Origin of the sequence: Uliginosibacterium gangwonense DSM 18521 (genome assembly GCF_000373965.1) — a bacterium.
Lineage (GTDB): Bacteria > Pseudomonadota > Gammaproteobacteria > Burkholderiales > Rhodocyclaceae > Uliginosibacterium > Uliginosibacterium gangwonense.
This window is the reverse complement of sequence record NZ_KB892865.1, coordinates 63,748-90,169: the sequence shown is the minus strand read 5'-3', so window position 1 is coordinate 90,169 and position 26,422 is coordinate 63,748. Positions and strand designations below refer to the sequence as shown.

At 52.4% G+C, this 26,422-nt stretch carries 31 protein-coding genes; 6 read left to right on the top strand and 25 right to left on the bottom strand.

Annotation, left to right across the window (positions count from 1 at the left end; translation table 11 throughout):
• Position 1 precedes the first annotated feature (1 nt).
• From B145_RS0119220 to B145_RS0119125, 20 genes are all read right to left on the bottom strand, one after another.
• Positions 2-367 (bottom strand): DUF6876 family protein, encoded by a 366-nt coding sequence (locus B145_RS0119220; protein WP_018609554.1) that lies wholly within the window; start codon positions 365-367, stop codon positions 2-4.
• Positions 364-1,089 (bottom strand): hypothetical protein, encoded by a 726-nt coding sequence (locus B145_RS0119215; RefSeq protein WP_018609552.1) that lies wholly within the window; start codon positions 1,087-1,089, stop codon positions 364-366. The genes B145_RS0119220 and B145_RS0119215 overlap by 4 nt, the downstream gene beginning before the upstream one ends.
• Before the next feature lies 1 nt (position 1,090).
• A complete protein-coding gene (locus B145_RS0119210; RefSeq protein WP_018609550.1) occupies positions 1,091-1,288 on the bottom strand; it encodes a hypothetical protein in 198 nt (65 codons plus the stop codon).
• A gap of 14 nt (positions 1,289-1,302) precedes the next feature.
• Positions 1,303-2,016 (bottom strand): hypothetical protein, encoded by a 714-nt coding sequence (locus tag B145_RS27750; RefSeq protein ID WP_157288524.1) that lies wholly within the window; start codon positions 2,014-2,016, stop codon positions 1,303-1,305.
• Positions 2,017-2,029: 13 nt separating this feature from the next.
• Positions 2,030-2,692, bottom strand: coding sequence for a hypothetical protein (locus tag B145_RS0119200; RefSeq protein ID WP_018609546.1), 663 nt, complete (start codon positions 2,690-2,692; stop codon positions 2,030-2,032).
• A 130-nt stretch (positions 2,693-2,822) separates the two neighbouring features.
• Positions 2,823-3,230, bottom strand: a complete 408-nt coding sequence (locus tag B145_RS0119195; protein WP_018609544.1) for a hypothetical protein — start codon at positions 3,228-3,230, stop codon at positions 2,823-2,825.
• 154 nt (positions 3,231-3,384) lie between these two features.
• Positions 3,385-3,786: a hypothetical protein gene (locus tag B145_RS26355; protein WP_018609542.1), complete on the bottom strand. Its 402-nt coding sequence runs from the start codon at positions 3,784-3,786 to the stop codon at positions 3,385-3,387.
• The gene (locus B145_RS0119185; protein WP_018609540.1) at positions 3,767-4,246 is read right to left on the bottom strand and encodes a 3'-5' exoribonuclease domain-containing protein; all 480 of its coding nucleotides are present in this window, start codon (positions 4,244-4,246) and stop codon (positions 3,767-3,769) included. The genes B145_RS26355 and B145_RS0119185 overlap by 20 nt, the downstream gene beginning before the upstream one ends.
• Positions 4,247-4,363: 117 nt before the next feature.
• The gene (locus tag B145_RS0119180; protein ID WP_018609539.1) at positions 4,364-4,612 is read right to left on the bottom strand and encodes a hypothetical protein; all 249 of its coding nucleotides are present in this window, start codon (positions 4,610-4,612) and stop codon (positions 4,364-4,366) included.
• A 4-nt stretch (positions 4,613-4,616) separates the two neighbouring features.
• Positions 4,617-4,826: a hypothetical protein gene (locus B145_RS0119175; RefSeq protein ID WP_018609537.1), complete on the bottom strand. Its 210-nt coding sequence runs from the start codon at positions 4,824-4,826 to the stop codon at positions 4,617-4,619.
• Positions 4,827-5,648 (bottom strand): hypothetical protein, encoded by an 822-nt coding sequence (locus B145_RS0119170; protein ID WP_018609536.1) that lies wholly within the window; start codon positions 5,646-5,648, stop codon positions 4,827-4,829.
• A 38-nt stretch (positions 5,649-5,686) separates the two neighbouring features.
• Positions 5,687-6,070 carry a hypothetical protein gene (locus B145_RS0119165; RefSeq protein ID WP_018609534.1) on the bottom strand — a complete coding sequence of 128 codons (384 nt, stop codon included), beginning with the start codon at positions 6,068-6,070 and terminating at the stop codon, positions 5,687-5,689.
• A 79-nt stretch (positions 6,071-6,149) separates the two neighbouring features.
• Positions 6,150-6,359 carry a hypothetical protein gene (locus B145_RS0119160; protein ID WP_018609532.1) on the bottom strand — a complete coding sequence of 70 codons (210 nt, stop codon included), beginning with the start codon at positions 6,357-6,359 and terminating at the stop codon, positions 6,150-6,152.
• Complete coding sequence (locus tag B145_RS0119155) at positions 6,356-8,251, bottom strand: DNA polymerase (protein ID WP_018609530.1); 1,896 nt, start codon at positions 8,249-8,251, stop codon at positions 6,356-6,358. Before B145_RS0119155 ends, B145_RS0119160 begins: the two co-directional genes overlap by 4 nt.
• A 41-nt stretch (positions 8,252-8,292) precedes the next feature.
• Complete coding sequence (locus tag B145_RS0119150) at positions 8,293-8,472, bottom strand: hypothetical protein (protein WP_018609529.1); 180 nt, start codon at positions 8,470-8,472, stop codon at positions 8,293-8,295.
• Positions 8,469-8,642 (bottom strand): DUF1382 family protein, encoded by a 174-nt coding sequence (locus B145_RS28820; protein ID WP_018609527.1) that lies wholly within the window; start codon positions 8,640-8,642, stop codon positions 8,469-8,471. Before B145_RS28820 ends, B145_RS0119150 begins: the two co-directional genes overlap by 4 nt.
• Positions 8,643-8,662: 20 nt before the next feature.
• The gene (locus tag B145_RS0119140; RefSeq protein ID WP_018609526.1) at positions 8,663-10,075 is read right to left on the bottom strand and encodes an SNF2-related protein; all 1,413 of its coding nucleotides are present in this window, start codon (positions 10,073-10,075) and stop codon (positions 8,663-8,665) included.
• A gap of 57 nt (positions 10,076-10,132) precedes the next feature.
• Positions 10,133-10,261 (bottom strand): hypothetical protein, encoded by a 129-nt coding sequence (locus tag B145_RS29545; RefSeq protein ID WP_018609525.1) that lies wholly within the window; start codon positions 10,259-10,261, stop codon positions 10,133-10,135.
• Position 10,262: 1 nt separating this feature from the next.
• Entirely contained in the window at positions 10,263-10,949 is a 687-nt protein-coding gene (locus tag B145_RS26350) for a RecB family exonuclease (protein WP_018609524.1), read from the bottom strand.
• A 25-nt stretch (positions 10,950-10,974) separates the two neighbouring features.
• Entirely contained in the window at positions 10,975-13,377 is a 2,403-nt protein-coding gene (locus tag B145_RS0119125; RefSeq protein ID WP_157288523.1) for a primase-helicase family protein, read from the bottom strand.
• 349 nt (positions 13,378-13,726) lie between these two features.
• On the opposite strand from B145_RS0119125, the gene B145_RS0119120 reads away from it, so the two are divergent.
• The gene (locus B145_RS0119120) at positions 13,727-14,734 is read left to right on the top strand and encodes a hypothetical protein (protein ID WP_157288522.1); all 1,008 of its coding nucleotides are present in this window, start codon (positions 13,727-13,729) and stop codon (positions 14,732-14,734) included.
• Between the two features lie 141 nt (positions 14,735-14,875).
• Here B145_RS0119120 and B145_RS0119115 read toward each other — a convergent pair whose 3' ends face one another.
• The 5 genes from B145_RS0119115 to B145_RS0119095 all read right to left on the bottom strand — a co-directional run bounded on the left by B145_RS0119115 (position 14,876) and on the right by B145_RS0119095 (position 18,557).
• Complete coding sequence (locus B145_RS0119115; protein WP_018609521.1) at positions 14,876-16,072, bottom strand: hypothetical protein; 1,197 nt, start codon at positions 16,070-16,072, stop codon at positions 14,876-14,878.
• 802 nt (positions 16,073-16,874) lie between these two features.
• Positions 16,875-17,774, bottom strand: coding sequence for a hypothetical protein (locus B145_RS0119110; protein ID WP_018609520.1), 900 nt, complete (start codon positions 17,772-17,774; stop codon positions 16,875-16,877).
• A gap of 76 nt (positions 17,775-17,850) precedes the next feature.
• Positions 17,851-18,042: a hypothetical protein gene (locus tag B145_RS0119105; RefSeq protein WP_018609519.1), complete on the bottom strand. Its 192-nt coding sequence runs from the start codon at positions 18,040-18,042 to the stop codon at positions 17,851-17,853.
• Positions 18,039-18,284 carry a hypothetical protein gene (locus tag B145_RS0119100; RefSeq protein WP_018609518.1) on the bottom strand — a complete coding sequence of 82 codons (246 nt, stop codon included), beginning with the start codon at positions 18,282-18,284 and terminating at the stop codon, positions 18,039-18,041. The genes B145_RS0119105 and B145_RS0119100 overlap by 4 nt, the downstream gene beginning before the upstream one ends.
• Before the next feature lie 48 nt (positions 18,285-18,332).
• Positions 18,333-18,557, bottom strand: coding sequence for a hypothetical protein (locus B145_RS0119095; protein ID WP_018609517.1), 225 nt, complete (start codon positions 18,555-18,557; stop codon positions 18,333-18,335).
• 297 nt (positions 18,558-18,854) lie between these two features.
• Here B145_RS0119095 and B145_RS0119085 point away from each other — a divergent pair, with 297 nt between their 5' ends.
• The 5 genes from B145_RS0119085 (at position 18,855) to B145_RS26340 (ending at position 26,422) form a co-directional block, all read left to right on the top strand.
• Complete coding sequence (locus B145_RS0119085) at positions 18,855-19,337, top strand: terminase small subunit (RefSeq protein WP_018609515.1); 483 nt, start codon at positions 18,855-18,857, stop codon at positions 19,335-19,337.
• A gap of 268 nt (positions 19,338-19,605) precedes the next feature.
• A complete protein-coding gene (gene terL / locus B145_RS0119080; RefSeq protein WP_018609514.1) occupies positions 19,606-21,156 on the top strand; it encodes a phage terminase large subunit in 1,551 nt (516 codons plus the stop codon).
• 1 nt (position 21,157) lies between these two features.
• On the top strand, positions 21,158-21,358 hold the full coding sequence (locus tag B145_RS0119075; protein ID WP_018609513.1) for a hypothetical protein: 201 nt from the start codon (positions 21,158-21,160) through the stop codon (positions 21,356-21,358).
• Positions 21,355-23,589, top strand: a complete 2,235-nt coding sequence (locus tag B145_RS28815; protein ID WP_157288521.1) for a hypothetical protein — start codon at positions 21,355-21,357, stop codon at positions 23,587-23,589. The genes B145_RS0119075 and B145_RS28815 overlap by 4 nt, the downstream gene beginning before the upstream one ends.
• Before the next feature lie 715 nt (positions 23,590-24,304).
• Entirely contained in the window at positions 24,305-26,422 is a 2,118-nt protein-coding gene (locus B145_RS26340) for a portal protein (RefSeq protein WP_018609509.1), read from the top strand.

The following is a 26,422-nucleotide window of genomic DNA, read 5'->3' as shown; positions in this document are numbered from 1 at the left end:
TTCAGTATTCCGAAGTAAGGAGCAGAACCTTGTCCGTAAAGAAGAATTTCCATTCGCCTGGAGGGCAGTCGGTGTATTCGATGGTCTTGCTATAGAGATCTTTGTCGTTGCCATCATCGGCAGCGATCATTGCCTTGTCGTCCTGCACATCAAGCCAGACCGAAATGAAGCCTTCTTCTGCTTGCAGTTCGTAGAGTTCTGTCGCACAGATGTCGAGAAACCAATACGCCCCGTTGCCTGCGTTATCAGCGAAATACTTGACGCCATCTGTGTAGAGCATGTTTCTGTTGAGCGGATGGCGATACCAGTGATCCGTGCCCGTAAACTGGCGCAGGGCACATGCGAGTTCGTTGGCGTTCATGTTCATGTGTTCCTTATCCAGAATGACTGGCCTGCGACTTCCAGTTCGGTGTAGTCGCTTTTCAGTTCTTCGGCCGCAGCCTCCCAGTCAATGTGATTGCAAGGCCACGTCACGTCTTTCGGAATGGCCCCTATGTCTTCCGCAAGCTCTTGACAGTACGTAGCCCAATGGTCAGCCGAGATGAGGGCGGCACCACGGCCCCATTCCATGTTGTAAGCCTCTGCCTGTTCGCGCAGATCCAGCCAGTCAGCAAGTTCTTCGAGTTCGTCAACATCGTCCGTGACTCCATCAAACCAGCGCTGATACTCCACGTCGAACTGCTCACAGAAAGCGATTCGATCTGGGTCTGTGTTCAGCCCGTCGATGATGTATTTTTGAATGATGCCCAGGGCACCACGTTGCTCAGCTTCAGAAAGCCCTTCGAACCACTCGGCGGCATCTGCGTCGTCGGGTGCTCCGGCCATGTGGAGAGCGTCGCTGAAAAAGCCTATGCTCTCGCACATGGTCTCCAGATCATCCAGATCTTTCGTACCTCGGATGTGCGTGACCGCAGCATCTCCAGCACTCTCGTCGCCGTCGCCAAATGCGATTTCGCTGTTAAGCCACTTGCGCAACTCATCTGCAGTTACGTCTTCAGGCAGAAAGTCGTTTCCAATTCTGAGGAAATCAATCCTCGCCTCAACGTCACGGCTATCGAGCACATCATCGGTAATGCTGATGTCTTTCATGTCATGCTCCTGTTGTGAGCAACGCGATTCCGCCGTACTGATGCCCGATGAAATCCTCGTACTCAGGAATGATCACTACGCTCTCAGGTGATACGCCGAGTTGTTCTGCTACGTAGGACTGGGCATCTTCTGGATCAGAACCAAAGACAAGGCCTTTCTCTGCTCCGTTCGATGTTTCGGCATTGAATGCGTACATCATGATTGTTCTCCTCTTCAGATTCCGCCGGCCATCGCGTCGGAGAAGCGCCGTGCGACCCGTGCTGCATGGGCTGCCTTGCGCCGGGACGTGCGTTCCTCGACGATCATGTGTGCTGCCCAAGAGCGAACCTGCTCGGTGATGTAGTTCATCGCGTCCGATTCAAAGCCCCAGCACGAGTCCTCGGCCAATTCGGTGTCGTCTTCGTCGAGCAGGGTGACGATCAGGCCGATGTACCACCAGTCGTCGTTGCACCAGCGACGCAGCAACTCATAGTTTGATTTCATGGCCCGCATGGCTTGTTCGCGCTTGGTGCCAGTGCGATAGGGTGGAGCGTCCCAGTCGTCGCGGATTGCTTCCGGAAGCGTGGCCTTCCAGTCGTACCACCGATACCAGCCGTGCTCAGAGTTGAGAACCCATTCTTCATATTCGTTGTGTTCTCCGGGGTGTCCGTGTCCATCGCAGACAACCCCCATGCCGTCGCAGTCGCTCCAGGGTGCGTTGTGATCTTCATCACGTTGAAACCTGACCCTGATTTTCCAGCCGTTGGTGAGTAAGTGGATTTCTTCACCGTCACTGGCTTCATGCTGATCGGGAAGAATGTGACGCTTGACTGACTTCTCGCCAAACTTTGCTTCGTAACGAGCATGAATCAGTGCCATTGATGCAGGCAGGTTCTTGCTGCGCTCTTCTCTGTAGAGGCGACGGACTCTGACGTTATATGTGTTCACAATTGAGACTCCGTTAGAGAGTTGGGTGTGACTGTGCCTGATCAAGCTGATCTATCAAACGGATGAACTGGTCGATGAGGGGGTCTTCAAGAACATCCACACTCCGTTCTGCCTCTATGCAACGATCTGCTTTGTCATCCCAGGCAGACAGCTTTAGCCCATCAAGTCGCAAGCTGTATTGTTTGCGGCTCGGGTATTTGTGCAGAATTTCTGAGATCTGTCGTCGGGCACGTTCCATTTCAAGCAAAGTGCCCGAGACATCTACTGCTTCTGCGCCTGGGCAATAGGTGAGCCCATCTACACCGGGGAGAGCCATCAACACGTGGTGCAGCAGGTTGTCCTCTGGGCGTGTGTCGAACGACCTGGAACTGTCACGTCTGACGATGCTGTATTCATATCCTGTTCCAAAGCCTTCGGGTAAATCTAGCGTCCACGTACAACGTAAGATTTTTGGGAGGCTTGGTGCTTCGGGCTTGGCAGTGGGCGTAATGTAGTAACGGCCATCCATGTCGAGTTTGGCAATCTGCCCTTGCTCTGTGTGTGGAGCACCAATGTGAATTTCACCGGCCTCAAGCTTTTGTTTGACACCCGCTTCGTCGACAAACTGCTCGCTGTAATACTTGATGGCTGCATCTTGTGAAACGAAATGTGAAGTACCGACTCGGTTGGTGTTCATGGCGACTTATGGTCTCTGATATATAATATTAGACACTGTTAGATTTGTGGGTGTGACTGTGCCGTTGTAGTGCCGGGTGTTGAATGCTTTATTCATCCCATGCCTGGGCATGGGATGGTCTTTAAGCCAGTTATTTTGCTTTTACTGTGATGGTGAACTTGTCGAATTCGATAACAACCCCGCCAGGAATCTCTTCGATCTGAACGCTTGTTTTGCGTCTTGAAGAAGCTGGCGACGGAATAGGGGAGGGGGTCGGACGAGCGTCCTCTTGCTTATCCCAGATATACGCGTACTTTGCGAGGGAGTCGCCGTCCTTCGGAGCTGGGTAGCGAGTCAGCAGACCGCGACGCCACATGAAGCCCAGCAGATCAGAGAGCTTGTTCGTCGTTATGCGCACGTCCTTACCGTACTCCTTGAGCGCTTCACGACGAATTTCCTCAATGTCCATCAAGTTCACACAGGTCATTGGATATGCTGCGGACCGCAAGTGCTTCTCAAGCAGGTCGTAAATCCCTTTGCTGGATCTGATTTGGCTCATTCTGTAATCCCCTATTCCGTCGTCACTCAGCCATTGCGCTTCGCAACACTCTTGGCAACCCCCACAAGAAGGAAACCAATCAAGATTGTCGAAGACAGCAAGCTGTAAGTAAGGCCAGCGACGCGAGTCGCTGTAACCAGGGCGCGGAGCATAGTCACCTCGTGGTTGTTTGCGCGATCCAGGCCGCTATCTGCTTGCGGTCTAACAACCGATTATTGTACTCGACGGCAGTAAAAGTCGCCGTCCATTCTTCAGGATCACGCAGGATGATGCCACCAGACGGGCAGCCAACGATGACTGCAACTGTCCGCCCTTCCTCATGACGCCGCTCAAGCCAGTCTTTCTGCAACTCTGACAGATTGGCGACCACGATGCTGCGCTGTGGCACACGCGGCAGGAATTTGTATTCCACCCACAGGTCTCCTGCGTTCCCGGAATACCAGACGTCAGGTGTTCCCCCGTGGTAGGGGTTGTTCATCTTTTCGTGGTAAGTGCTGGGTGAAAGGTGTCGGTGCACCGAATGGATGAAGGTGTTCTCAGGCTTGACGGAGGGCATGCTGTGTCCCCAGGACAGGCATCAGTGCGCGAACACTCTCTTCCGCGACGACTTCGCTGTTGCCATGAATGGTCAGTGTTTCACCAACAGCGGTATTGATGTCGCGCAGATTCCAGAACCGCCAGGGGAGCGACAACCCGGCGCGACGATAGGCTGTGTCAAGCTGTGCCGCGGTGTGCTGTGCCATATCCAGCCAGACGGTGACTTCTTCCCACGCGGTGAATTCGCGCAGATCCATCAGTGCCTGTTGTAGGCTGACAGTCATGCCATCGTGCCCACCTTCGTCAACGAGTGTGCTGATGCTGCGGCCATCGACAGTCAAACCCAGGTTGAGACAGCTATCGATGTCGATGAATCGCTGAAACCGTTCCCCATTAAAGCTGATTGCGCTGATCGAGTAAATCACCGCGTCTGTGCCAGTACCAAGTGTTTTGGCGCTGATCACTACATTATTGTTCACGCTTTGTCTCCAGATGTATCGAGCGGATCTAGTTTGTGACTTTGTGTTGCACGCCAAACCGTGAAGAAAGGGGGTTATGCCCATGCCTTTATGGGCATAACCCAAGGCGTAGAATGATTATGCTGCTGCGCCCGCAGGAGTTTGAATCGCTTCCAGCTTGGCGCGTGCGGCTTCCAGCGCCTTGGTTGCAGCGGCAACCGCCTTGTCGTGAGCCTTGATGGTGGCCTCGTGAGTTTTGACCACGGCCTTGTGGTCCTTGTCCAGTTGCTTGAGGTCTGTGGTGATCTGTTTGATCTGATCCTTGAGACCTGCCACGACTTCCTTCTTTTCGGCGGCGGACAGAACGACGGATTTTTGACGTGCCATAGTGCTATTTCTCCTTCAGAGATGTGAGGTATGTTTGCCGATTGAACTCGGCAGCTTTGCGCGTCAGGGCGTCGATGATTGATTTGCGACGCCGTGACGACTTTTCCAGCGACAGTGCAGCTAGAACTTCTTCTTCCGTCAGCTCGCCGATTACTCCGACGAGCTTCCGGTATGACTGAAGCGCGAGCTGCATGTACCACTCGCGCACCGCCATTTATGCCGCCCGCTTAACAGGTTTACGGGCCGCAGGCTTTTGCAGCGCCTTGGGCTTCGGAGCCGGGGTTTCAGCAGCGAAGGCCGACACATCCGGCTCGGTCAGCAGCCGTTGCAGCGCTTCTTCCTTGCGTGCGAAGGCCAGGGCCAACTGGTTCTTGTCGCAAGGACGTGGATTGCCGAAACGCAGCGACGCATAGGTCACATTCGGGTCGAAAGTGATCGTGGTCAGCACGCCACGTGGCGGGCGCTGGAAGGTGCGGGCGACGGATGCCACATACGAGTCATAAGCCTTGAGGCCCGTTGCCGAGACCTTGAGGATCATCAGCGGGGTTTCCATGTCGCCATCAGGCGGCAGTACGGCCAGCAGCTTGGTGTTGTTGCAAGCCTTGCCGTTGCCGGTGCCCGACTTCCAGGCATTGGCCCAGCAGGCTGTGCAGCTTTCGGCTTGGCATTCCGGGCTGTTGGCACTGGGGATCATGCCGGTCGGCTCCAGGCCGATGGCAAAGCACTTGGGCGGTGTGATGTTGTTCGGGTTGTAGGCGCCTTCGTAGTAGGCGTTGAACGACACGAAATCCACGATGATGCAGTCCAGTTCGTCCGAGGTATCTCCATTGGGCAGCTCGAAGAGCTTTTCCTGCGAGACCTTGATGCGGTCGCCACCAGGGGCGGAAAGACGGTTCTGGAATGCAGCGATTTCGCTGTCCATCTGCTCCTGCAGATTCTCAGGCAAAGCAGGCAGATTCACTTTGGCACGACTGACTGCAACGGCGGTGCCGGGCTTGGTGGTTTTGGGTGGTGCTTTGGGTTTGGCGGTAGCCATGAATACTCCTTTTTAGAGAGTGTTAGAGAATGAGGCGATCAGAGGGCGCGGAGATTCAACTTCCGCTTCTCGAACGCTTCTAGGCCAGGGATCGCTGCCTTCTTTGTTTCGAGCAGTTCACGGAAAGCCGGATCGCTGATGCGGCGCTGAAAGAGTTGGAAGTTGCCCGTGCGTTTGGTGTACTTGCAGACAGCATCCCAGTCGACAATGTTGGCAACGACCACCGTGCTGAAGCTCACTGTTGCTGTTTTGCCGGTAGCTTTTTCCATGCCTTCTGAGACCATTCGGGCGTCGATCTGGGCTTCCAGATCCTTGTAATCGTCTTCCAGCTTCTTGTCCTGCTCGGCCAGAACCCGGCGCTTCTCACGGATCTTGTTCAGATCGTCGATCAGTGTGCCGAGGGGTTTCACGGTGTCTTTCATACGAAGTGTCCTCGTTGTTTGTACAAAGTGTATTCTCTCTGATAGATAAGTCAAGAGACTGTTAGAGAGTTGAAGGATGTCAGGCCATGCGATTCAATGCTGTGTCAATCGCAGCAGGTGTGCTGAGCTTGTCGATGTAGCGGCTGTGGGTGACGCGCACACCTGCATGCGTGATGCGGATCTGGGTGCCCGGTGGGAGTCGGCCTACCACCTCCATGCACAGTTCCCCCGTACTACGTCCTTGCGCCGCCTGGGCGAGAAGCTTCTTGATTTGAGATTCAACGTTCACTTACTGTACTCCTTGGCAAAACCGCCTTCAGCATCCAGCGGCAATGTAGGTGCCCAGTCGGGGGGCACACGCATGCATTTCAGATTTAACTCCAAAGCCTTTTGTGCCAGACGCTCAGGGATGACACTGATGATTTCATCGTGCGACATGGATGCGATGCGGGCTATTTCCTCTTTTCGCAACTTCCAGGTGTTGTAGACCGCTTGCACAGCCAGCATCTGATCTGTGACGATGATTCGGGCAAGCCCTTGCACGATGTTTTCTACGAGCAGTCCTCCGTAGATGTGCTTCTTGGCTCCGTTCTTGGTGTATTCGAAACCGCTGAGTTTGTCTCCTGTGTGTTTCGCTCGCAGCCCTGGATAATGCAAACCCATGCCATTTGGGAACCATACATCTGTTTCGTCCCATTCAAGACACATGTAGCTGCCGCGACGACTGAAGCACATGTCCTTGAGAATCCCTTCTGCCAGTTTCCAGAGCGCTGGCACTTGGGGGTTGACGCGGCGGTAGGTATTGACCGCTTTCTTACAGAGGGCCATCGGAAGTTGTACCGCTGGCCCCATTGCCCCGATGGCGAGTGTTGTCTGGAATTTTGGAGCGCCCATCCCATATCCAAGCCCAAGTTCTCCCACTTTCCCAACAAAACGCTCGTTTGGGTCGGTCTTTTTGTTGATCTGACGTCCATAGATTTCACTTGCCAGCTCTGAGTAAATGTCCCGTTTATGACGAAATGCATCTAGTTTCTCGCTATTTCCAGCCAACCAATTCAGTGTTCTTGCTTCAATCTGCGAGGAGTCGCACACGACAATGACATGCCCAGGAGGCGCGATGATTGATTTTCGCAGTTCTCCTGACATTGGGACGACATTTCCTTTGTCATCGAAGTCAACGCGTGGCAAGTTCTGGAAGTTGAGCTTGTTGCCCCCCGAAAAGCGCCCGGTTGCTGCCCCGTAGTAGTTCAGCAGCACGGGCAATCGCTGGCCGTTCTCTCCTGCCTGGATCATCCGGGCCGCTCGTGTTTCGATGATGGTTGATTTGGCTGCAAGGCGCCCCTGTACAAGGCGAACAACGCTCAGATTTTCGTGGTCAAGAAGTTCAATAAACTCTAGGTCACTTTCAGACAAAGCATAAGTTATCTCGCCGTTGTATTTGCTAATCTTCGTGGGGGCTTGAACTCCGAGATCCGCCAAAGCGTTTACGAATTTTTGATTACTGATCAGCGTTTTTTCATCTACTCTGGAGTAGGCGATTGAGCGAAGGCGCTCTTGTTCTTCGTACTTGAGTGCAATCTGTGCACGATTTGTATCAAGTGCTAGTACGGGCTGGGTGAACAATCTGATATTTAGATCAATTAACTCGATTTCTTTTTCGGGAAAGACCTCAATTTGTTTTTTGAAAATTTCAAAGCACAAGTCGGTGTCTATAATGCATCCATCCATCAAGCCCCGCATAATCTCTGGCGATAGCTTCCGCAATCCTTTCGTTGGAGCAAGGTAGGTTTTGCTCTTTTTCCCTACGCCATAGAACTCTGCGATTTTGGCAAGAGCTGCCCCACTCATGTTTGAATGCAGCCCTCGTGTTTGTGCAAGGGTGCAGAAATAGCGGCGAGGAATAATGCCGTGGTGCCATGCATCAATTGCGCCGTCGAAATGGTTGTTGTGAGCAAGAAGATCGTAATTGCTCCAATCTATATCTTGTAGAGCTTTGATCGCATCGCTGCGGGTGTAGCACTTGGTCTTCTTCGTGCCGATTTTGATGGCGCAGCAATGTTCAAGAAACTGTGGGTCACGGATGTATGCTGATGTATTGTACTTCTTCGCACGAAGGCTATAGTCCGTGCTGTAGAAGGTTTCCCAATCATGGGTGACGAGATGATTCAAATCGAATTTCATGCTATCCCCAGTGCTTTGCGAATTTCTCTTTGTGCGGCCCGCTAGCCTTCTTCCCAGGCATCGTTGAGCAACTTCTCTAGGCGCTTGGCTTCTTCGTGGCTGTTGGCGCGTGTATAGGGGAACAGGTATCCACCGTGGTATCCGTGCCCTGTGCCCGGTCCGTCCAGATAGTAGAAACCATTCCCATCGGTAATGGTGCTTACTTTGTATGGCCCACTCATCCTTCTACCTCTGCGAGGATGGTGTTCAATCTTTCCTGTACCTGAGCGGCCAGGGCTTGGTGGTCCTGTTCGTTGAGTACAGGCATGGGGACAAAGCGCAATCCAGCTCGTTTCATGATTTCAACGGCTTCGAGCGCCTTACGCATTTCAATAGGTGTAGCGCGGTTCATTGGGTACTTTCCGTAGGTAATCAGCGCACGTGTGCCATGCGCTTGAGTTCATCCATCAATCTGTCATTTCTCGCGTTCTTCATCAGGCATTTGTCTTCCCAGACGACGTTGTCCCATGTGTCGTCTGCGCAAACCACGATGGTTTCTGTCCGTTCTGTTTGGCCGATGCGATAGATCCGCTTGAGCCCTTGCAGAAAGTGCTCCAGATTGTGGGTCGGGGAGGCCCAGATCGTGGCGGTGCCTTTGGTGAGTGTCAGGCCGTGGCCTGCTGACTGCGGATGCGCAAAGAGCACCCGCAAGGCTCCAGCCTGAAAGTCCTTGACCGTCTGCGTGCGTGCGGTGGAAGAAACGCTTCCGTCGTACACCGCGAACGTCAGGCCACGTTTTTTAGCGTGTTCAACCAGCGCATCGCGTTGATGTTGCCAAAGGAAGAACACCATGCTGTGTGGGCGCTCTTCGACCAGATCCAGCACCAGTTCATAGCGGTCCGTGTCGATGAGCTGGGCGATGTGTTCCTGGTCATACACTGCGCCCGACGCGATTTGCAGGAGCTTGGTATAGACCGCTGCCCCATTGACGGCTGTGATGCGTTTGTCCTTGAGTTCCAGGAGCTGGAAGTTTTCCATCTCCTTGTAGAGCCGCATATGTCGGGCGCTGAGTTTGAATCCCACTCGCCGTATGGTGTTGGGCGGGATGTCCACGCAGTCTTCGAAACGGTGCCGGATCGTGATGTCCTTGAGCAACGCGGCAATGGTCTGCTCAATGCCTTCGCGGTCCATCCAGCGGATCATGTTGGGCATCGGCCCAGCTTGCTCAGGAACGCATGCAGCATTTCGAAACTTGTAGTAGGAATTCCCCAGACGCTTGCCTCCGTCGAGGATGAGCATCTGGTGCCAGAGGTCGAGAATGCCGTTCGGAGCAGGTGTGCCACTCATCAAGCGGGCATACTCGAAGTGTTTCCGTATCTTCGCGGCAGCTTTGCCGCGCTGGCTGGTGTGGTGTTTGAATGCGGTGCTCTCATCAATGATGTAGGTGCCGCCTTCAAAGCGTTTCCAGAACTTGGCGTTCTGTTTCGCCAGCCATTTGGCGCCATCGTGGTTGGTGATATAGGCGTCTGCCTCTACCACAAAGGCCTCTTCGCGGTTTTCTGCCCAGGCAACCGATACGCGCATGTCTGGGGCGAAGAGATTGAAGTCTTCCTGCCATGCTGAAGTCAGCAAGGACTTCGTTGCCAGAATGATGGCGGGTGGCGCCCCCTTGCGGCGCCGAGGTGCAAAGTCTTCAATCTCGCAGCCGGTTTTTCCCGTCCCTGGATCGCTCATATCGAAAACTTCGAGCCGAGGCTTCATGAACTTTACCGACTGTTTCTGGTGCGCGTACAAAGTGGGGGTTATGGAAGTGGGCTTCACAGACCGGGCATCCTTGGCGTTCATGGGTAGCATTCCTGGAACAACGCGTTTTGCGTTTTGTTTGTGCGTGACAGCGGGCCGTCATTCCTTGATCCATCCCTCACGGATGCAGCGTTCGTAGGCCCGACGAATGCGCCAGATTTCGTAGAAAAACTTGATCGCACCTACAACGACGCAAAAACCTCCAACAGCCAAAAACGTGTTCAGCATGTCAAACTCCTGATTTGCAGTGGCCGGTGCCGCGAGGACCGTAGGGACAGAAACGGCAGGTGATGGCATTGGGGTTGGGCCTGAACTCGGTGGCGTCGGTCATCCTGCGGCCACGGGAATCGAAGCCTCTGAGGAATCTGAGTCCTTGCTCACGAGATACCGTTAGAGAGCTGATCTCATCAAGGTCGAGATACCAGAGTTCGGTTGTGACCTTTTCGATTTGCGGCATGCGCAGCAACATGGCAAGGGTGTAGAGCTGAACCTGTTCGCCATGTTTGATTTCGTTGCCGAAGCGCTTGCCCGTTTTATGGTCGACGACTAGTGCGTGCTTGGGGCTGAGCATTACGGTGGCATCTGCTTTGAGCCGGAGCCAGCCAGTTCTCCAGTCGCACATATTCCAGTCTTGGTCGAAAGCCCATTCGCCTTCAAGCGTGACGGTCTTTTGTTTGTACTTGGCCTTGAGGCTCAGGAACTCATCCTTGAATTTCACCAACTCGTTAGGAAGTGTCTTGATCTTCCCCATGACAAACTGCTCTGCCAGCGCATGAATGGCTGTGCCACGATCTGCAGCAGGGGAGGGACTCGGATCTGGAATGCGTGCGCCGTACTTCAACCATGCCTTGAAGCGGCAGGATTCGAAGTCGATAAGCCTGGAGTACGACCAGCTTCTGATGCGTTGTTCGCCCATATAAAATGTCCTGTGTGGTTTCTGCCTACTTGATGCTTCTGAGTTTCTTGAGCGGTGGCTTGGGTGGAAAGAGTTCTGCCTTCAGCTCCGGTGTCAGTTGCCACTCGACAACGATGCCGCGTAAAACCCGGTTGCCTTGCCGAATGGCTTTGATGACAATGTCGTGATGTCTCAGGTAGCTTGTAAACTTGTTTGCACTTTCTGGTATGTTGCCCACGCAGTGCTGGAAAACCACTTGCAGCTCATCACGACTGATGTACGACACAGACTCTTTGCCCCAGCGCTTGATCAGCGTTGCGTAGGACGAGGCGATGAAGTTCACCATCCCGGTTTCTTCAAGCAGGGCTTCATCTGGCATGAAACCGAATAGCCTTTCCATGTCTCCTGTGAGGACGGCCCTGGCGGTCTCCTCCACGCTGGTAATGGAAAGTTCCTGAATCCGCTTTCTGTTTTCCGTTTCGATGATGGTGCGTGCGAGCTGTCTGTCTGCCTTTCGGGTCATCAGGTAATGTGTGAACGCAGCAAGCTCGTTCTCGATGTGTTTCAGAAACTGTGCGGTAGTCAGCTTGTGCTCGCTCAGTAGCATCACCTCCAGCTTGACGGCCTGATAGTCACCAACGTTGTAACGACGGTCTCCTTGCGGGATGCGCACAGGCTGCGGTTTGTTCGCACTGAAGATGAGCATCGTGTAGTTCGGTACTTCGACCGACGAGCTGTGCATACGACGTACCGAGAAGGTTGGCTCGGTAATCATGTTGCGCAGATCGCCATCAATACTCTTGCTGACCAATGCATCGACTTCGATTTCATCGACGAAGCCGATGAGTGCGGTGGCAATCCAGTCGTTGAAGCGGTCTTCAAGTTGCCCCACAGGTTTGATGGCTACGTACTGACCCAAGATGCCGCGCAGTACGTTGTTGACCAACATCCCTTTGCCTGTGCCGTAGATGCCATGCAGCACCCAGGCTGTCCCCGGCTTCTGGCGGGTCTGGAAGACGACGGCAAGGTGATTGAGGAAGTGCTCAACGCAATCCTCGTTGTTACCCAGTACATGCGTCACCAGTATCTTGATGTGCTTCCATGTCTTGCTCTTTGTCTCATCATGGTTGCGCAGCAGTGGTGGCAAGACGAATGTGTTGATGGTTTTCTCATCCAGATTGACTACGGTATTCGTGGTCGGATCAAAGTGGATACGCCACGTCGGTATGAATGGCCCAGGCTGGCGCCCGTGGCTGAGCACCCAATCGTTGAGCGCGTCCTTTGATTTCACGCGTTTGAGCCACAGCGTGTGTTCTGCTTCGTTCCACAGGCAACTGTAGTATTCGCTGTCTTCGCTATTGCGGAAGGCCAGCATTACATCGCCATCTTCGCTGACCGATTGCAACTCACCTTTGAGTTCACGTGTCAGCTCCGCATAGCGCTCTGGCATGACCTCCTTCATCAGCATGCTGTCTTCGCCCTTGAACGAATGCAGAAGCTCGAAGTTCGTGCGCGGATGCCAGTACGCAGCGCTGTCGCCCATGCTGCCATCGGCATGGGCGAGGTTGTAGCGGATATACTCTCCGCCGTCGTCTATGATTTCATAACCCGAGATCTGCCCCAGGCCGTTCTGGACGGTATATTCCCCTTGCTGTTTGATCTTGACGGTGCAGGCGGGTAGTCCCGCGTTTTCGCGGAGCTTGTTCCAGATCGAACGTCGTTCCCGGTTCAAGGCATCCAGCGGTTTTAGGGCGATGCGCTCAACGGGGATGTGCGGCAAGTCCTTGGCTGCGAGCTTGACGCGTTCTGTTGCCTTGATCGGACTGGTCATTCCCACGAAAGTGGGTTCAGCGATATAGAGTAGCTTGTCGTTCTGGCAGGCCGTGATGTCCAGCGGATAGTGGATGTTACTGCCTGCGCTGTTGGTCAGGGACAATGCGTTGCGCAGTACCTTGACCGTGAAGTTCAAATGCATTAACCATGCCTTGAGTTGTCCAGGCTGCATTGCGGAGGACAACAGGCAGAAGATGTGGGCGCTGAGCGTCCTGTCTTTCGCATTGAGTTTGTAGCTCGCGCTGTATTGAACGATGTAACTGACATCCTTCAACCCGATAGCCGCCATGAATTCTTCAGGGCTGGAAAACGGGGCACGGTCCAGGTCGAAACAGACCCATGCCGTGCTGGTATTGCTGGACGTGGATTTGGCACGTGACTCGTTGGACAGATCCTTCTGGATCGTGCCTTTCAACAAGCATGGCTTGTTAGATTTCTTTAGAGACTCAGATAGCGCGACGTGAAAATCCCTCAGCGTGCTGACTGGCACAGTCCTGCTTGTGAAGTTCGCCACATGCGGGTATCCGTGCTTAGTGATTGAACCGTCAAGGTTCTTCACGATCCGCTTGGTGAGGGGCGTGTTCCCAGAGAGAAAGGTCAGCTTGATTGCAGGCATGATGATTCCGGTAGAACGGGTTGTTACTCTGGCAGAGAGTTTTAGAGACTGCAAGGAGAAAAAATAGGGACAGAGTGGAAGTGGCTCGTGGCAGGTATTTGTTTTGCCAAAATATATGTGATTTTAAATCGTTGGTGTGTCATCGAATGGTGTTAATACTTTCTAACTACAGGGGAATCCCCAATTCGATATAAATATTTACTTAAGTTAGTCTGGTAACATGACAAATAGCATCATGAATATTTCATTTGTATGACAATTTTTTAGTGTTTCGTTTGCTAGTGATGCTGGATTTCTCCGTATTTTAATGGCATGAAAAGTTTATTAACTGCAACGTTAGGAAGAAAAAGTGTTTATAAATAGATATTTATCTCTGGCGACCTGCGCGGTGTTGTGTACATTTAGTTTTCAAGCAAAGGCCGCAATCTCGTCGGGATGTTTGGGAATATACAACCATATCGCATCATCAAATGGTGTTAATTATTATTCAGGGGACTCTTTGATAGATTTACAATCTCCGTGTATCCCGACGACGGTTGAGTTTAAGTCTATAAAATCGTCAGGGATCGTGGAGAGAAATGAGTATTACTCTGATTTTGGGTGGGTGAAGTTTGGAAAGAATGCCGTTGGCAATAGGTGGTTTAACACGTACAACGACGCGATAAGTAATGAAGGAGGACCTATTTTTGCCAGAAATGGGAATGCAGTAGGAAATGTTCAATGGGTACACTTCAAACTTAAAGCCAGTAACTTCTTCTCGGCAATGGTGCCGGGCGCTCATATTGCAGTGCTCACCCGTTCCAATATGATTCTCTCTCCTAAAGCATCGGGAGTTGAGTATGTTGGCAGAGGAATGATCTTCAAGGTTAATGATCCGGTAAGCCCTGATTCTGCCAATGATCTACTTTTCGAGAGATATTGCCTGAATAAGTCCTACTGCAACATGGCGTCAAGTTGGATAGTTCCTCCTGCTGTTTCGCCTTCGCATTATGGATACGATTTTGACATAGGGTCTAATAACAATACTATCACTACAGAAAATACGCACTGGCTGTCAGATAATGTAACGTACGACGTTACGATGCAAGTTACCAAAGGGGCTGAAACGTATTGGATAACCTATACTGATAGTTATGGGAGAGTCCAGCATATTAATAGAACTTTCACGGATAAAACGGAACTCGATCCAAGCCTTACAACCCGCAACAATTACAATGCGTATGTTAATGATATAGCAAATTTTGGGGGGCTTGGTTTCGCTCTTATCTGTGATAATGCTGATGGTAGCAAGTACTGTGAGACACCTACACAAGATTTCTCAATCGAAATCACAGAACTTGCTACTGGTGTTTTTTGATTTTGTCCAATAAGGTACGGATACGGGAGGCCTGAGATTCTCATCTTTGGAGCAAGTTTATCGGCGCCTCCTGTTTCACAGAATCACAAACAAAAAGCCCTCAAATCTGAGGGCTTTTTACTCTATTACAAGGTCAAGTTATCAAGCAGCAAGGTATTGAACGATGTTTACCGACTTGCTCGCATCAAGTGCTTGTTTGACTTGTGTATCGTTCATACCAATTTCGAGCTTGGCATTCGGGTACATCTTGCCGTCGATGGTGATTTCCTTCATCGTAGCAGTGACCACGTCCCAACCTGTTCTGATCAGTTCGAGTTGCCCTTTCACTGCGACCCAGTCGTCGCTGGTAGATTCTTCCATTCCTTTTATAGTAGCTATGGATGCCTGGAGATACTTGGAGGTTTCCGACCACGGCTGAATGATTGTGCTGAGTGCCGTCTTCATTTCGGCAACTTGATTGGCGAAGCCGGAAAGAGTTTCCGACATCTTCTGCAACAGCACTACATCAGCTTCCAATTCGGTGATATGAGCGCTGTCGATAGCGATCTTGGCCTTGTCTTCTTCTATCTGTATCGCGTTGGTGGCAATGATGTACGCACCACCTGCAGTGATGAGTAGAGCAGGGATCAAGAGGAACAGACTTACCCCGCCTGTGGCCACAGCCAGTCCAATGCCCACGACACCAATGGCAATACCCAGAATAGCGGCGACACTGCCCCCGGCGATTGCTATAGCACGTGCAGTGATGTCGGCCTGAAGCTGGTCGATTTCCTGGTTGAGTTTCTTGATCTTGTTTTGATCGACACCCTTGGTCTTCATTGCGTTATCCGCAATTGTCCTCATTTGTGCTGCCTGGGTATCAAAGACATTGCGCTGATCTTCAAGTGTCTTGATCAGTGTGTCGATGCGCCCGTTATAACCCTTGAATTTTTCGTCAAGGATGTTGAGATTGTCCAGCAAGTCTTGCTTGAAGCGCTGGTCTTTCGGGTTTTTGATCAAGCGATCCACGTCCGAGATACATACATCCAAGGTCGGTATGATGATCAATACGCTGCCGCGAAGCAGGTATTCGGGCATAAAGGTCAGATCTTCGAGGACATTCACTGCCCAGGCACGCAGACTACCGGTAGTTTTGGCCCAATCCTCTTGGGTTTTTGCGTAAACATCTTTTCCGCCCGGCCAGTTTTCAGCATGACTCAGGCCTGGGAGTACATAGCCCTTGACCTGCGCGGAATAGGTCATGATTTTGAGAATTGCATCTTTGTATTTCGGATAGGTATCGTTTGATGCAGAAAGCGCAGCAGACAATACATTCAGCTTCAGATCGTTTGGTTTCATTCTGTTTCCTCTCTAGGGTTGATAACCTGCAACTGGTTTTTATGTTGCAGTTTGATGACGTTTGTTTTGAGCCTTGTCTGCTCCGACTACGCTCATATTTATATGAAACAAAAGCAAAATTCTTTGTGAGTGGAAATGCGTGCAAATTGGAAGCTTCAACAGAAAGTGAACCGCGAAGCTGGAGGGCGTATGTTCATGAGCATACATGGACAGAATATAGTGTATCGCTTAGCTTGATTGTTTTCCGCTGTCCGTTAGGGTGTATCAAAATGCATATGAGGTGTCGGGCAGGAGAACATTGTCGACATGTAAAAGTGGTTATTCAGTGTAAATATGCGTTATGCGTCAACACGGGCGCAAAATGCGTTCCGACCCACCCCTTAATCCCTGTTACAATCTTTGCCGAAAATCGTTACATTTTGGCTTTGTTGTTCTTTCGAACCAAATACCCGCATTTTCGCTGTTGACCGGGGTTGCTCCGAACAGGGCTGAAATTTCGTTACAAACGCGATTTTGTAACAACTTTGCTACACGGAAACCGTTGTGGCACAAGACTTGTAACGATGTTACGATTTGTTATGAAATTTTAGAGTTAGTACATAGAACTGAGAATTGAGCTGTAAAATGGCTTAAAAATTATATTTACCAGTAGAGGTTTGAAATTTCGTAACAAACCGTAACATTGTTACTGCATATTTTTAGCACTATGCCCAAAGCATTTTGAATGGACGAATTAGAATTTAGTCCCGTAGTCGTTTGTCCTGAGAACAAACCACCCCGCACAAGGCGGAGTGGTTGTCTGTCATGCAGGAACGGTTGCGGTCTCGCCGGTCTTGCACCTTGTAAGCTTGCGTGTTGCGGCGGCTTTCTTCGCTGCGGCTGAACGACGCACTGCTTTTTTGTGCTCCGCCACCTGCTGTTCAGCGATCTGTTGCGCGGTGGTGTTGTCCAGCCCACTGTCGGCGTTGCGGAGGGCGACGTCCACCTCGCCCATTGCCGCATTGATCAACGGGATGTCCCCGATGTTGGCTGATGAGCGACGTTGCAGCATCCCGACCACGACGTTGTTGCGTGCCTTGTTCAGTGCATCGAGCGCCTTGTTGGTAATTGCCAGTTGGGTGAGATGAGGCAGGCGGCAGAAGTAGTCGGTTTCTTCGTCGTAGTCCTCCGGGTAAGGCAGTGCGGTGAGCACGTCCATGATGCTGTGTGACTTGGCTGCCATCTCGGCGCGTTGGCGGGCCACCTCCGCCTTGTAGACGGTGGTGACGACCTCGGCGGTCAGCCCGGGTGTGGCAAGGGCTGCAACCAGTGCATCGAGTTGCTCCTTGTTGGGCACACGTGCCTCGCCCGAGGTCATGAAGGCGAGGGTGCCGGAGTAGGGCAATACTTCATCGTCATTGACGACCGAAGCGAGCAGTGCGTGCAGGTTGTCACGCAGTGCAACGGTGTCAAGCAGTTCCAGCCACGTGTCGTGTCCGGTGCCTAGGTCGGCTCGCAGACGTGCGTCTTCCGCAGTCTTGGCGAAGCCGTTGACGATCTCGGTGCTCACATCACTGCCTTCGCGCTCCACATATTGCACGATGCGGGCGCACGAGCCAATGACGCGGGCATTGAGTGAGCCGACAAGGCCGTAGAGCACGGTACGTTGGGCTTGTTCAGGCAGGGCCATGATGAGGGTGGTCAGGTCGAGATTGATAGACATGGTATTTCCTTTCGAATGTGCGGGAGATGAGTGACGGGTACAGCGTCCGTCGTCGCTTGGGCTGGATAGCGACTGATTAGTGGAAGGTGGCGGTGCGATGAACGCGGCGCTCGCGCAGCAGTTCTTCCAACGCGGCGAAGAACGCTTCGTCCGGGTCGTCTTCGCGTGCCAGCAGAATGTGCAGCGGATCAGCCGTTTCGTCTGCCTGATCCAGCACGAACTGGGCTGCCTCGCCCAGATCGTCTTCACTGATGAAGATTTTGCTCATACATTTTTCCTCGGTCTGAATATGCGGCCAGCAAGTAGCGCTGCTACGGTTGCGGCAAAGCCGCCTGCCATCGTGCCGCCGTGTAGGCTGAACACCAGCCAGAAAACACCGGCTTCAACACAGAATGAAACCAGTCGCAGGGTTCTGAGCTTGTGCCACATCGACCACAGACCTAAGAATATGATGATGCCGTAAAGTAGCGGCATGAGATCCAGATGTGACAGGAACGTGAGCATGTTCATGTGAGTCCCCTGTGTGGTGGGTTGCCCGGATTGCTCCGGGAGATGTGCTTAGCGCCGTGTACGACGTGGTGCGGACTTCACTTCTTCCTCGACGTAGGCGTTGCCACGCAGTCCTTGCCAGAAGCCTTGACCGACAGCCTTGCTGGTAGTGACGGTGGCTACCACGGTATTGCGGATGAGTAGGCCCGCAGCATTGGCAACGGCTTCCTTGTTCAAAGGATGCTTTTCTTCTTGCTCGACTGCGGCGTGGGTGCGGGTGGATACGTAGGCCATGATGAACTCCTGGATAGATGAGTTGAGAGAAACTACACACCAGAAATTCAAAGCGTTCGAATGCTTTTTTCGAACGCGCAAGGGCACGCGAAAAACGAAATCCGAAGTGGGGTGGGGACTTTGTACTGGGGTGGGAGGGATGTAGCGCGAATAACTTCGTACCAAATTCACAGAATCAAATCCGAAGTACCCCACCCCTTGTTTTGAATTCGAAACCCAAAAATTTTTCTAAAAATTGTGTACCGAATTTGTCCGTGCTACTCTCTGTAAGATGAGTGTGAAAATCTGATAGAGAGTATGGCGGCATCCAAGTCCAGACAATCGAAGCGATCCGTACTGACCGAGAAGCAGGAGGCTTTCACGGAAGCCGTTCTCGACGGCCAAACGCTATCTCAAGCAGCTCTTGCAGCCGGGTATTCAGCTTCGACTCACGGGCATGCCGTCGCGCGCGCCCCGGATGTAGCGAAAGCTCTGGCTGAGGCCCGTACTGAGCTGTCATCAGCGGCGCAGATCCGTCGCCTGGACGTGTTGGAAGGGTTCATGGACGCCATCAACCTCGCCCGGCTTGCAGGAGATCCAGGCGCGATGATTAAAGGCTGGTCGGAAGTCGGAAAGATGCTCGGTTTCTACGCGCCAGAGGTCAAGAAGGTGGAACTGACGACCAGCCAGGGCAGGCTGCGTTCGAAGTTCGAGGTCATGAGCGACGCAGAGCTGTTGGCGATAGCCTGTGGCGAGGGGGATGGCATGATTATCGACGTGGAGCCACCCATTGAGCACTGATCTGGCAACGTGCGCAGTGTGTCAGTCGCCTCGGGAGGCCGGCACTTTGGTCAACGGGGTGTGTCCGTTCTGCTCGGATGCAGGGTTTGCCCCACCCTCGGAACCGCTCAAAAAGACCCGGAGACCCGCCCGGAAGGTAAGGCTCAGCCCTGAAACCCCTCCGGAAAGCCCCGAAATCGCCCCTCAGAGCGGTTTTCTCCCCCTTGGAGAGGCCACCGCAGCTTATGAGCCGCCAAAATTCGATATGGAGGCTGCCAGGGCGAACCCTATGGCCGAGCTGGCAGCCAGGGAACTGGCTCGCCGCCGCCTTCTACCCTTTATCCGGCGCTTCCGCCCCAAGTATCTGGCTGGATGGGTCCACGAGGACATCTGTAGGCGCCTGGAGCGCTTCCTGAAGGCTGTGGAGCGAGGGGAAAGCCCCCGGCTGCTGCTGATGACCCCTCCACGCCTCGGGAAAAGCGAGATTGGCTCCCGGAACTTCCCGCCCTGGGTGCTGGGCCAGCACCCGGATTGGGAAATCATCGCTGCCAGCCACACGGCCAGCCTGACCTTGAGCTTCAGCCGGTATATTCGGGATCTGCTGCGTGATCCGGCGTTCCAGGTGGTTTTTCCTGAGTGCGTACTGGACCCCGCGAGCCAGTCCACGGAGAACTGGAACCTGCTGAGTGGTGGTGGCTATCTGGCTGCCGGGGTCGGCACAGGGATTACGGGCAGAGGTGCTCACATCCTGCTGCTGGATGACTTGGTGAAAGACAAGGAAGCGGCTGCTTCGCAAACGATTACGGATAATACCTGGGAATGGTATAGCTCAACAGCATATACGCGCCTCGCCCCTGGGGGCGGCGTGCTGGGGATTATGACGTGGTGGTCAGAAGCGGATTGGGCCGGACGCATCCAGGCGGTGATGGAGTCGGGGGAGGGGGACAAGTTCGAGGTGGTACGCTACCCGGCCATCAACGAACAGGGCGATGAGTTCCTGCTGACAGACGACAGCATCATTGAGATTCTGCCGGGAGAGCTGCCCCCAGCGGGGGCCAGGATGACTCGGCCAAAGGGCACTGCACTGCACCCTGCACGATACGATACCGAGGCGATGCTGCGCATCAAGCGCAACCTGATTGCTGCCGGTCAGCAGTGGGTCTGGAACGCGCTGTACCAGCAGAACCCCATGCCGGAGGACGGCATGTTCTTCACCAAGGACATGTTCCGCTATTACGGCATGCCACCGGCAAAGAGCGAACTGCACGTCTATCAAGCATGGGACTTTGCAATCAGCACGGGCAAGGAATCGGATTACACCGTGGGCGTGACACTGGGCCAGGATCACCGCGACAACCTCTACGTGCTGGACGTTCGGCGTTTTCGTTTCAGCGACTCGCTGATCATTGTCGACCAGTTGATTGAGTACGCACGCGAATGGGATGCCACCCTATTAGGGTTTGAGGACGGGCAGATCTGGAAGACGATGGAGGCCCAGTTCCTCAAGCGTTGCGACGAGTTGCGGTTCTACCCCAGTTACGAGGTGCTGAAACCGCTCACTGACAAGATGGTACGGGCCAGTCCGCTACGGGGCCGCATGCAGCTTGGTAAGGTGTATTTCGACGAGAAAGCCCCTTGGTTCCGTGACCTGTTTGCGGAATTCACCCGGTTCCCTGCTGGCAAGCATGACGACATTATTGACGGCGCTGCCTGGGCTGTGCGCTTGACACTGACGCGTGCCGCGCCCAGGCCCAAGGATACGACTCCCAGGATCAAGAGCTGGAAAGATCGCCTTTCCGATTTTACCGGTGAAGCCGGGGTTACTCACATGAGTGCATGACATGACACCTATCACGATGCAGTTTGAGAATCAGAGCGGTGTGCCTCGGCACGTGTTCAACGCAGTGGCTCAGTATGCACATACGCATTACGGTCGTGGCGAAGTGCTTTCTGTGTGGTTCGAAGATGGTTTTGTCGAGTACGAACTGCTTACGGGTGAAAGCGAAGTGGTCAAGTATGACGATCTGGGGGTGAGGGTGTGAGTACGCCTAAAATCGTACTGCCAGACTCTTCGGCGGGGGCTGTTGAAGCCGGTGTTGTGGGGCTGGAGCTTTGGAAAAGACTTCAGGCTGGATTGGGTAATAAATGCACAATTGTGAGTAAAACGATTGTGCATAAAGGGTTTATGGTCGTTGTGCGAGCGGTACGGCAGGGGGTGATGCAAGGTGGTGAGGTCGTTGTTGCACAAAAGAATGAATTGACGTTTATATATGCTTCAACGGTTATTCCGTATGTATTTTTGGGGAACCGTGTATTAAATGTTAAAGTTGAAAACAGGGTGTTTAAAGTTAAAGTTGCTGGCGAAAAAAGTGTAAAGACGTCACTAGTCTCGCTTAACTTGATAAGAAAATCCGCAAGGCTTTCTAGACATTCATGGGCAAGTCGGCTACCAAAGGTGAGTACGCTTGTGCCTAATTGGGAAAACGCAATTTCTCCTGTTTTGAGCTACAGTTCAAGAGTGTTGTGTGAGTATCCCGGAGGGGTGCGGATCGTCGCCTGCAGTGATCCTGTAACTAGCGCTGATTACCCTTCAGAAAAAACAATTGAAGTGGCTAAATTTGATATCCCGCACGAAGCAGAACTTACGCCTATGAAAGTAGGTGTCGTTGCTATTGATAATGAAGGAAGGGCGTCTTTTGTATTCTCATTTCTTGGGATTAATTGGAAATGTGAACTACACCCATTTGTGGTAAATAGAGACGAGTCTGGTTTTTTAATAAATGCCCATTACAAAATTTGTGAGTCTAAAATAGCGAAAATTGGTACATATTTTGTGTCGGTTACGGGGGCGTCGATAACTATAAAAATTACACGTAGTCTTGGTGTTGCAAAAGTCTCTTTTTTGGAGGATACGGCAAGTGTTCTGAATAGCTTTATTCTGCATGATGGAGAACGTCCGGTGACGTCTTTCTTTGAATTGGCGTTAGGCGTTTTTTATACCGGAAGCGAAGTTGTTTCGGCAAAGGATGGAAACTCAATGGAGTACTCTGGTATAGGTACAGATTTATATACAGAGGTTACGAATTTGGTATGGGCGATGCCGTTGGCAGGGTGCGCTGTAATGTTGTCATATGTTGGGAGGGTGGTGTGGAATAAGAGTGGCGAACGTTCCAATACGCGTATGGAGGCATTGCTGAAGCTCGTTAGGATTAACTCAGTTGGTGACTTGGTGGTTGATTTGTTTCCTCTTGAGCCTGTAAGTACCAAAACGATGCATTGGGAGCATACGCATAACCGAGGTTATATGTACAAAAGCATAGCGTTCTCTGGAGGCACCACGCACTTCTTAAGGCAGATTGACGTGTTTGATAATGTTTCAATGCTTGTTGAGGTTGAAGACGAAGCAGTAAGTGGTTCAGCGATTAGCTCCTACCCGCTCTATCCTGATCCTGGGGTTGTACGAAATATAAAATTTAGACCTATAAGTGGGCGTATCAGGCATTCATATATATTTCCAGAGCTACGTTTGTACTATGACGAAAACGTGCTCTACGTTGACGGGGTGACATATATCGGGAGGGAGTTGCCATCTGTTTTTGGGGTTTTAGAAAGTAAGGATATCGAAGACTATTCTGGACTTCAGATATTTGAAGTCGTGAGTGACGATAGCGACAGATTCGAGAACGCTAACCCAATAGTGGAAGATGAAGCTACCACGTTTGGATGCTACAGAGGGCTTGGAGGGATTAGTGTTGGTGATACGTGGGGGGCAAATGCGTATATTTCTGCAGAAAATAATTCTATGTACTCTCCTGCTATGATTCCATCCATGCCTAGCAATATGCCTGTTGCCCTATTCGTGTACCCAGGATCTAGTGCGACCTATGCCGCCGCCTTTTATGTAAATCCTGTGCTGCCAGTCCTGAGAGCCCTGGAGGCCGTGACTACGATAAATGAAGCCAGTGCGGTATTGGCGGCAGGCACAAGCACTATACTCGCTGAAATAAAATCGCTAGAAACATTGGGTAGTAACTATGTTGAACGGCAGACAGCACTTTGGGTTGGGTACGATGATCTTGCAAATGCTAACTTAGTGTTAGGTATGCTTGAGACTTTATTGGTTGGAAATAATTGGAAGTCTAGCCTAGCAAAAGTTCTTGTCGAGGCTATCCCAAGGCAATACAAACTGCTGTGGAGTAATTGTGATGCAAGCGAGTTGGCAAAAGTCGTGAGCACCCCTGGTACTTTTGTTGTTGGGGCATATGAGATGTAGGCTATGGTAGATGGATTTGATTGGCCCGTGATATGATGAAATCCTCAATTATTTTTGGGGATGATTCATGGGGCTTTTCTGCTAGCTACTCAGGCTGATGCAAACAAACTTTGCTCATGCATATCAAGTCTAACTAAAATGCAGCCTATTGTTAAAAACGATGGGGGAGCATGGAGTGTTGAGTATGAAGGGGAGCTTTCTCGTGATGAGTTTCAGGAATGTGCGGCGCTTAGCAGCCGCTTGCGGGCTGAGCGGAAAGATTATTTGAAAGGGCGCGAGACGTATTATCGGGGGCTAGATCATGATGCACTGAAGGCACTGATGCCGAGTTGTGTGAAGTTGGAGGCAGATGAAGGGGCTATGTTGAGAGCGGTTGTGCGGGAGGTGTTGTGTGTCTCAATTCCTGATTTGCCACAAGTGTGCCCTGGGTGCCACATGGTTGAAGGGAATTGCACTTGTACACGGTCGTGGTTTTAAAAAACAGTCCGCCAAATTTTTGTTCTTGTTTCGCTAAACCATCTATTTTTAATAGATGCGACCAGAGCATGAGGTTTCTTGCTGGTGGACCGCTATTCTATCTGCTAGACTCTGATGAAGTCTAATAGATATCGGCGGATTTTGCTCGTCTGCGGTGCGCTAAGTTGTTGAAATATAGATGTTTTGTATCTCTCGGCGCGCAGAGCCCCCCCCCAGTAACGTTCTTCAAGGGTTATTGATGCCAGTTGATGCAGACCTCGCACAGAAGCAGTGGCTACGGTTCAGTTGGTGCCGTGATCGCGGTCATTTGGACTTCGTTGCCAAGGCGGATAAGTGCGATAAGTTCTTTGCCGGGGATCAGTGGCAGCAAGAGGACTTGAATGCCCTGAAACTTCAACGTCGTCCTGCCATCACGATCAACAAGATCCTTGCAACGATCAGCACCATTCTGGGCGAGCAGATATACAACCGCACGGAGTGCTTGTTCAGGCCTGCCAACGGCTCACCTGCTGAGACAGCAGATGCACTGAGCAAGGTCTGGATGCAGATCAGCCAGAATAACCAGCTTCCCTGGGTTCGTTCCGATGTGTTTTGCGACGGCGTCATCCGCTCCCGTGGTTTCTACGACGTGCGCATGGACTTTGATGACGCCATGCAGGGTGAGGTACGGATCTCTCAGCTCAATTCGAAGAATGTGGTTGTCGATCCTGATGCGGAAGAATACGACCCGGATACCTGGGCGGATGTGTTTGTCACCAAGTGGGTGACTTACCAGGACATCGCCGTTCTTTATGACGAGGAAGATGCCGAATATCTGCGCAATAAGGAAGGTTCCAGCTATCCATACGGTTACGACTCCATCGAGCGTGTGCGTGACCGATTTGCCGGGCAGATTCCGCTCGGTGGGTACTATGGTGTTTCTGATGAGGCAGGCGTGCGTCGGAACATCCGCTTGCTGGAGCGCCAGTACCGGCAGCTCGACAAACAGCTCCATTTCGTTGATGTCGAAACCGGAGATATGCGGCCAGTTCCAGTGGACTGGGATCGTAACCGGATTGCTGCATTGCTCGAAAAAGCGGGCGGCAAGCTCTCGACAATCAAAAAGCTGGTCAAGCGCATTCGCTGGACCGTTACGGCTGACAACGTGGTTTTGCGGGATGAATGGTCTCCCTACAAACACTTCACAGTAGTGCCCTATTTCCCGCACTTCCGTTACGGAAGAACGGTCGGCATTGTTGAGAATATGCTCGGCCCGCAGGAGATCCTGAACAAGACCTCCAGCCAGGAGCTGCACATCATCAACACCACGGCCAACAGCGGCTGGGTCGTGGAAGAGAACAGCCTCACCAACATGACAACGGGTGAGCTGGAAGTTTCCGGCGCCCAGACAGGCTTGGTAGTTGAGTTCAGGAAGAACTCCACGCCGCCTCAAAAAATCCAGCCTAACCAGACGCCAACCGGCTTGGACCGTGTCAGCTACAAGGCAGAAGAGCACCTGAAAGGTATTTCAGGCGTGTCGGACTCCATGCAGGGTTTCGACCGTGAAGATGTTGCCGCCAAAGCCATCGCCTACAAGCAGCAACGTGGTTCGGTGAATCTGACCAAGGTGATGGACAACCTGGAGCGCACGGACTGGATACTGGCCCGGAACGTACTGGACCTCATCCAGCAGTATTATACCGAAGAACGCCTCATCACGATTACGCATGCAGATGCCACACGTGAGCCTGAATCCATCGCAGTGAACAAGGTCAACCCGGAGACAGGTGAGATCGTCAATGATCTCACGCTTGGGGAATACTCTATCGTCATTACCTCCACACCTGCCCGCGCCAGTATGGAAGACAGCCAGTTTGAGCAGGCATTGGCTCTTCGCAAGGAAGGTGTTCCAGTGCCCGACTCGGTGCTTGTTGAGAACAGCCGCTTGCAGCGGCGTGCAGACATCATCAAGCAGATGGAGGCTCAGACCAATTCTCCCGAAGCACAAGCGCAGGCCCAGCTTCAACAGCGCATCCAGACGGCAGAGGCAGCCAAGCTCGAAGCGGATGTCGTGCATACCAAGGCGCAGGCCGAACTCAAGCAGGCACAAGCCCAGCGGGAGCTACAAGGCAACGCGCCAGATACATCGCTGGAAATCCAGCGCATGCAGGCAGAGCTTGCCCTGGAAGAGCGTCGGCTGGCTGCGGAAATCCAGGCCAAGCAGGAAGAGCTTGGGCTGAAGCGACAAGAGATGGAAGCGAAGCTCGCGCTGGAGCGTGAGCGCCATCAACACGAAGTTGCGCAGCAAGCGGCTGCCCAGCACGCAGAAATTCTGCGCAAAAACGCGCAGCCCGCCACCACAAACGAAAAGGAGTGA

Excerpts from the sequence above, each read along its gene's own strand:
- B145_RS0119180 (WP_018609539.1), bottom strand. The coding sequence starts at position 4,612 with ATGGCACGTCAAAAATCCGTCGTTCTGTCCGCCGCCGAAAAGAAGGAA.
- B145_RS0119095 (WP_018609517.1), bottom strand. The coding sequence starts at position 18,557 with ATGGCCTACGTATCCACCCGCACCCACGCCGCAGTCGAGCAAGAAGAA.
- B145_RS0119215 (WP_018609552.1), bottom strand. The coding sequence starts at position 1,089 with ATGAAAGACATCAGCATTACCGATGATGTGCTCGATAGCCGTGACGTT.
- B145_RS0119175 (WP_018609537.1), bottom strand. The coding sequence starts at position 4,826 with ATGGCGGTGCGCGAGTGGTACATGCAGCTCGCGCTTCAGTCATACCGG.
- B145_RS0119155 (WP_018609530.1), bottom strand. The coding sequence starts at position 8,251 with ATGAAATTCGATTTGAATCATCTCGTCACCCATGATTGGGAAACCTTC.
- B145_RS26340 (WP_018609509.1), top strand. The coding sequence starts at position 24,305 with ATGCCAGTTGATGCAGACCTCGCACAGAAGCAGTGGCTACGGTTCAGT.
- B145_RS0119210 (WP_018609550.1), bottom strand. The coding sequence starts at position 1,288 with ATGATGTACGCATTCAATGCCGAAACATCGAACGGAGCAGAGAAAGGC.
- terL (WP_018609514.1), top strand. The coding sequence starts at position 19,606 with ATGGCCGAGCTGGCAGCCAGGGAACTGGCTCGCCGCCGCCTTCTACCC.
- B145_RS0119220 (WP_018609554.1), bottom strand. The coding sequence starts at position 367 with ATGAACATGAACGCCAACGAACTCGCATGTGCCCTGCGCCAGTTTACG.
- B145_RS0119150 (WP_018609529.1), bottom strand. The coding sequence starts at position 8,472 with ATGAGTGGGCCATACAAAGTAAGCACCATTACCGATGGGAATGGTTTC.
- B145_RS0119140 (WP_018609526.1), bottom strand. The coding sequence starts at position 10,075 with ATGAACGCCAAGGATGCCCGGTCTGTGAAGCCCACTTCCATAACCCCC.
- B145_RS26350 (WP_018609524.1), bottom strand. The coding sequence starts at position 10,949 with ATGGGCGAACAACGCATCAGAAGCTGGTCGTACTCCAGGCTTATCGAC.
- B145_RS0119195 (WP_018609544.1), bottom strand. The coding sequence starts at position 3,230 with ATGAGCCAAATCAGATCCAGCAAAGGGATTTACGACCTGCTTGAGAAG.
- B145_RS28820 (WP_018609527.1), bottom strand. The coding sequence starts at position 8,642 with ATGAACCGCGCTACACCTATTGAAATGCGTAAGGCGCTCGAAGCCGTT.
- B145_RS29545 (WP_018609525.1), bottom strand. The coding sequence starts at position 10,261 with ATGCTGAACACGTTTTTGGCTGTTGGAGGTTTTTGCGTCGTTGTAGGT.
- B145_RS0119085 (WP_018609515.1), top strand. The coding sequence starts at position 18,855 with ATGGCGGCATCCAAGTCCAGACAATCGAAGCGATCCGTACTGACCGAG.
- B145_RS0119200 (WP_018609546.1), bottom strand. The coding sequence starts at position 2,692 with ATGAACACCAACCGAGTCGGTACTTCACATTTCGTTTCACAAGATGCA.
- B145_RS0119100 (WP_018609518.1), bottom strand. The coding sequence starts at position 18,284 with ATGAACATGCTCACGTTCCTGTCACATCTGGATCTCATGCCGCTACTT.
- B145_RS0119115 (WP_018609521.1), bottom strand. The coding sequence starts at position 16,072 with ATGAAACCAAACGATCTGAAGCTGAATGTATTGTCTGCTGCGCTTTCT.
- B145_RS0119165 (WP_018609534.1), bottom strand. The coding sequence starts at position 6,070 with ATGAAAGACACCGTGAAACCCCTCGGCACACTGATCGACGATCTGAAC.
- B145_RS0119125 (WP_157288523.1), bottom strand. The coding sequence starts at position 13,377 with ATGCCTGCAATCAAGCTGACCTTTCTCTCTGGGAACACGCCCCTCACC.
- B145_RS0119110 (WP_018609520.1), bottom strand. The coding sequence starts at position 17,774 with ATGTCTATCAATCTCGACCTGACCACCCTCATCATGGCCCTGCCTGAA.
- B145_RS0119170 (WP_018609536.1), bottom strand. The coding sequence starts at position 5,648 with ATGGCTACCGCCAAACCCAAAGCACCACCCAAAACCACCAAGCCCGGC.
- B145_RS0119105 (WP_018609519.1), bottom strand. The coding sequence starts at position 18,042 with ATGAGCAAAATCTTCATCAGTGAAGACGATCTGGGCGAGGCAGCCCAG.
- B145_RS0119075 (WP_018609513.1), top strand. The coding sequence starts at position 21,158 with ATGACACCTATCACGATGCAGTTTGAGAATCAGAGCGGTGTGCCTCGG.
- B145_RS26355 (WP_018609542.1), bottom strand. The coding sequence starts at position 3,786 with ATGCCCTCCGTCAAGCCTGAGAACACCTTCATCCATTCGGTGCACCGA.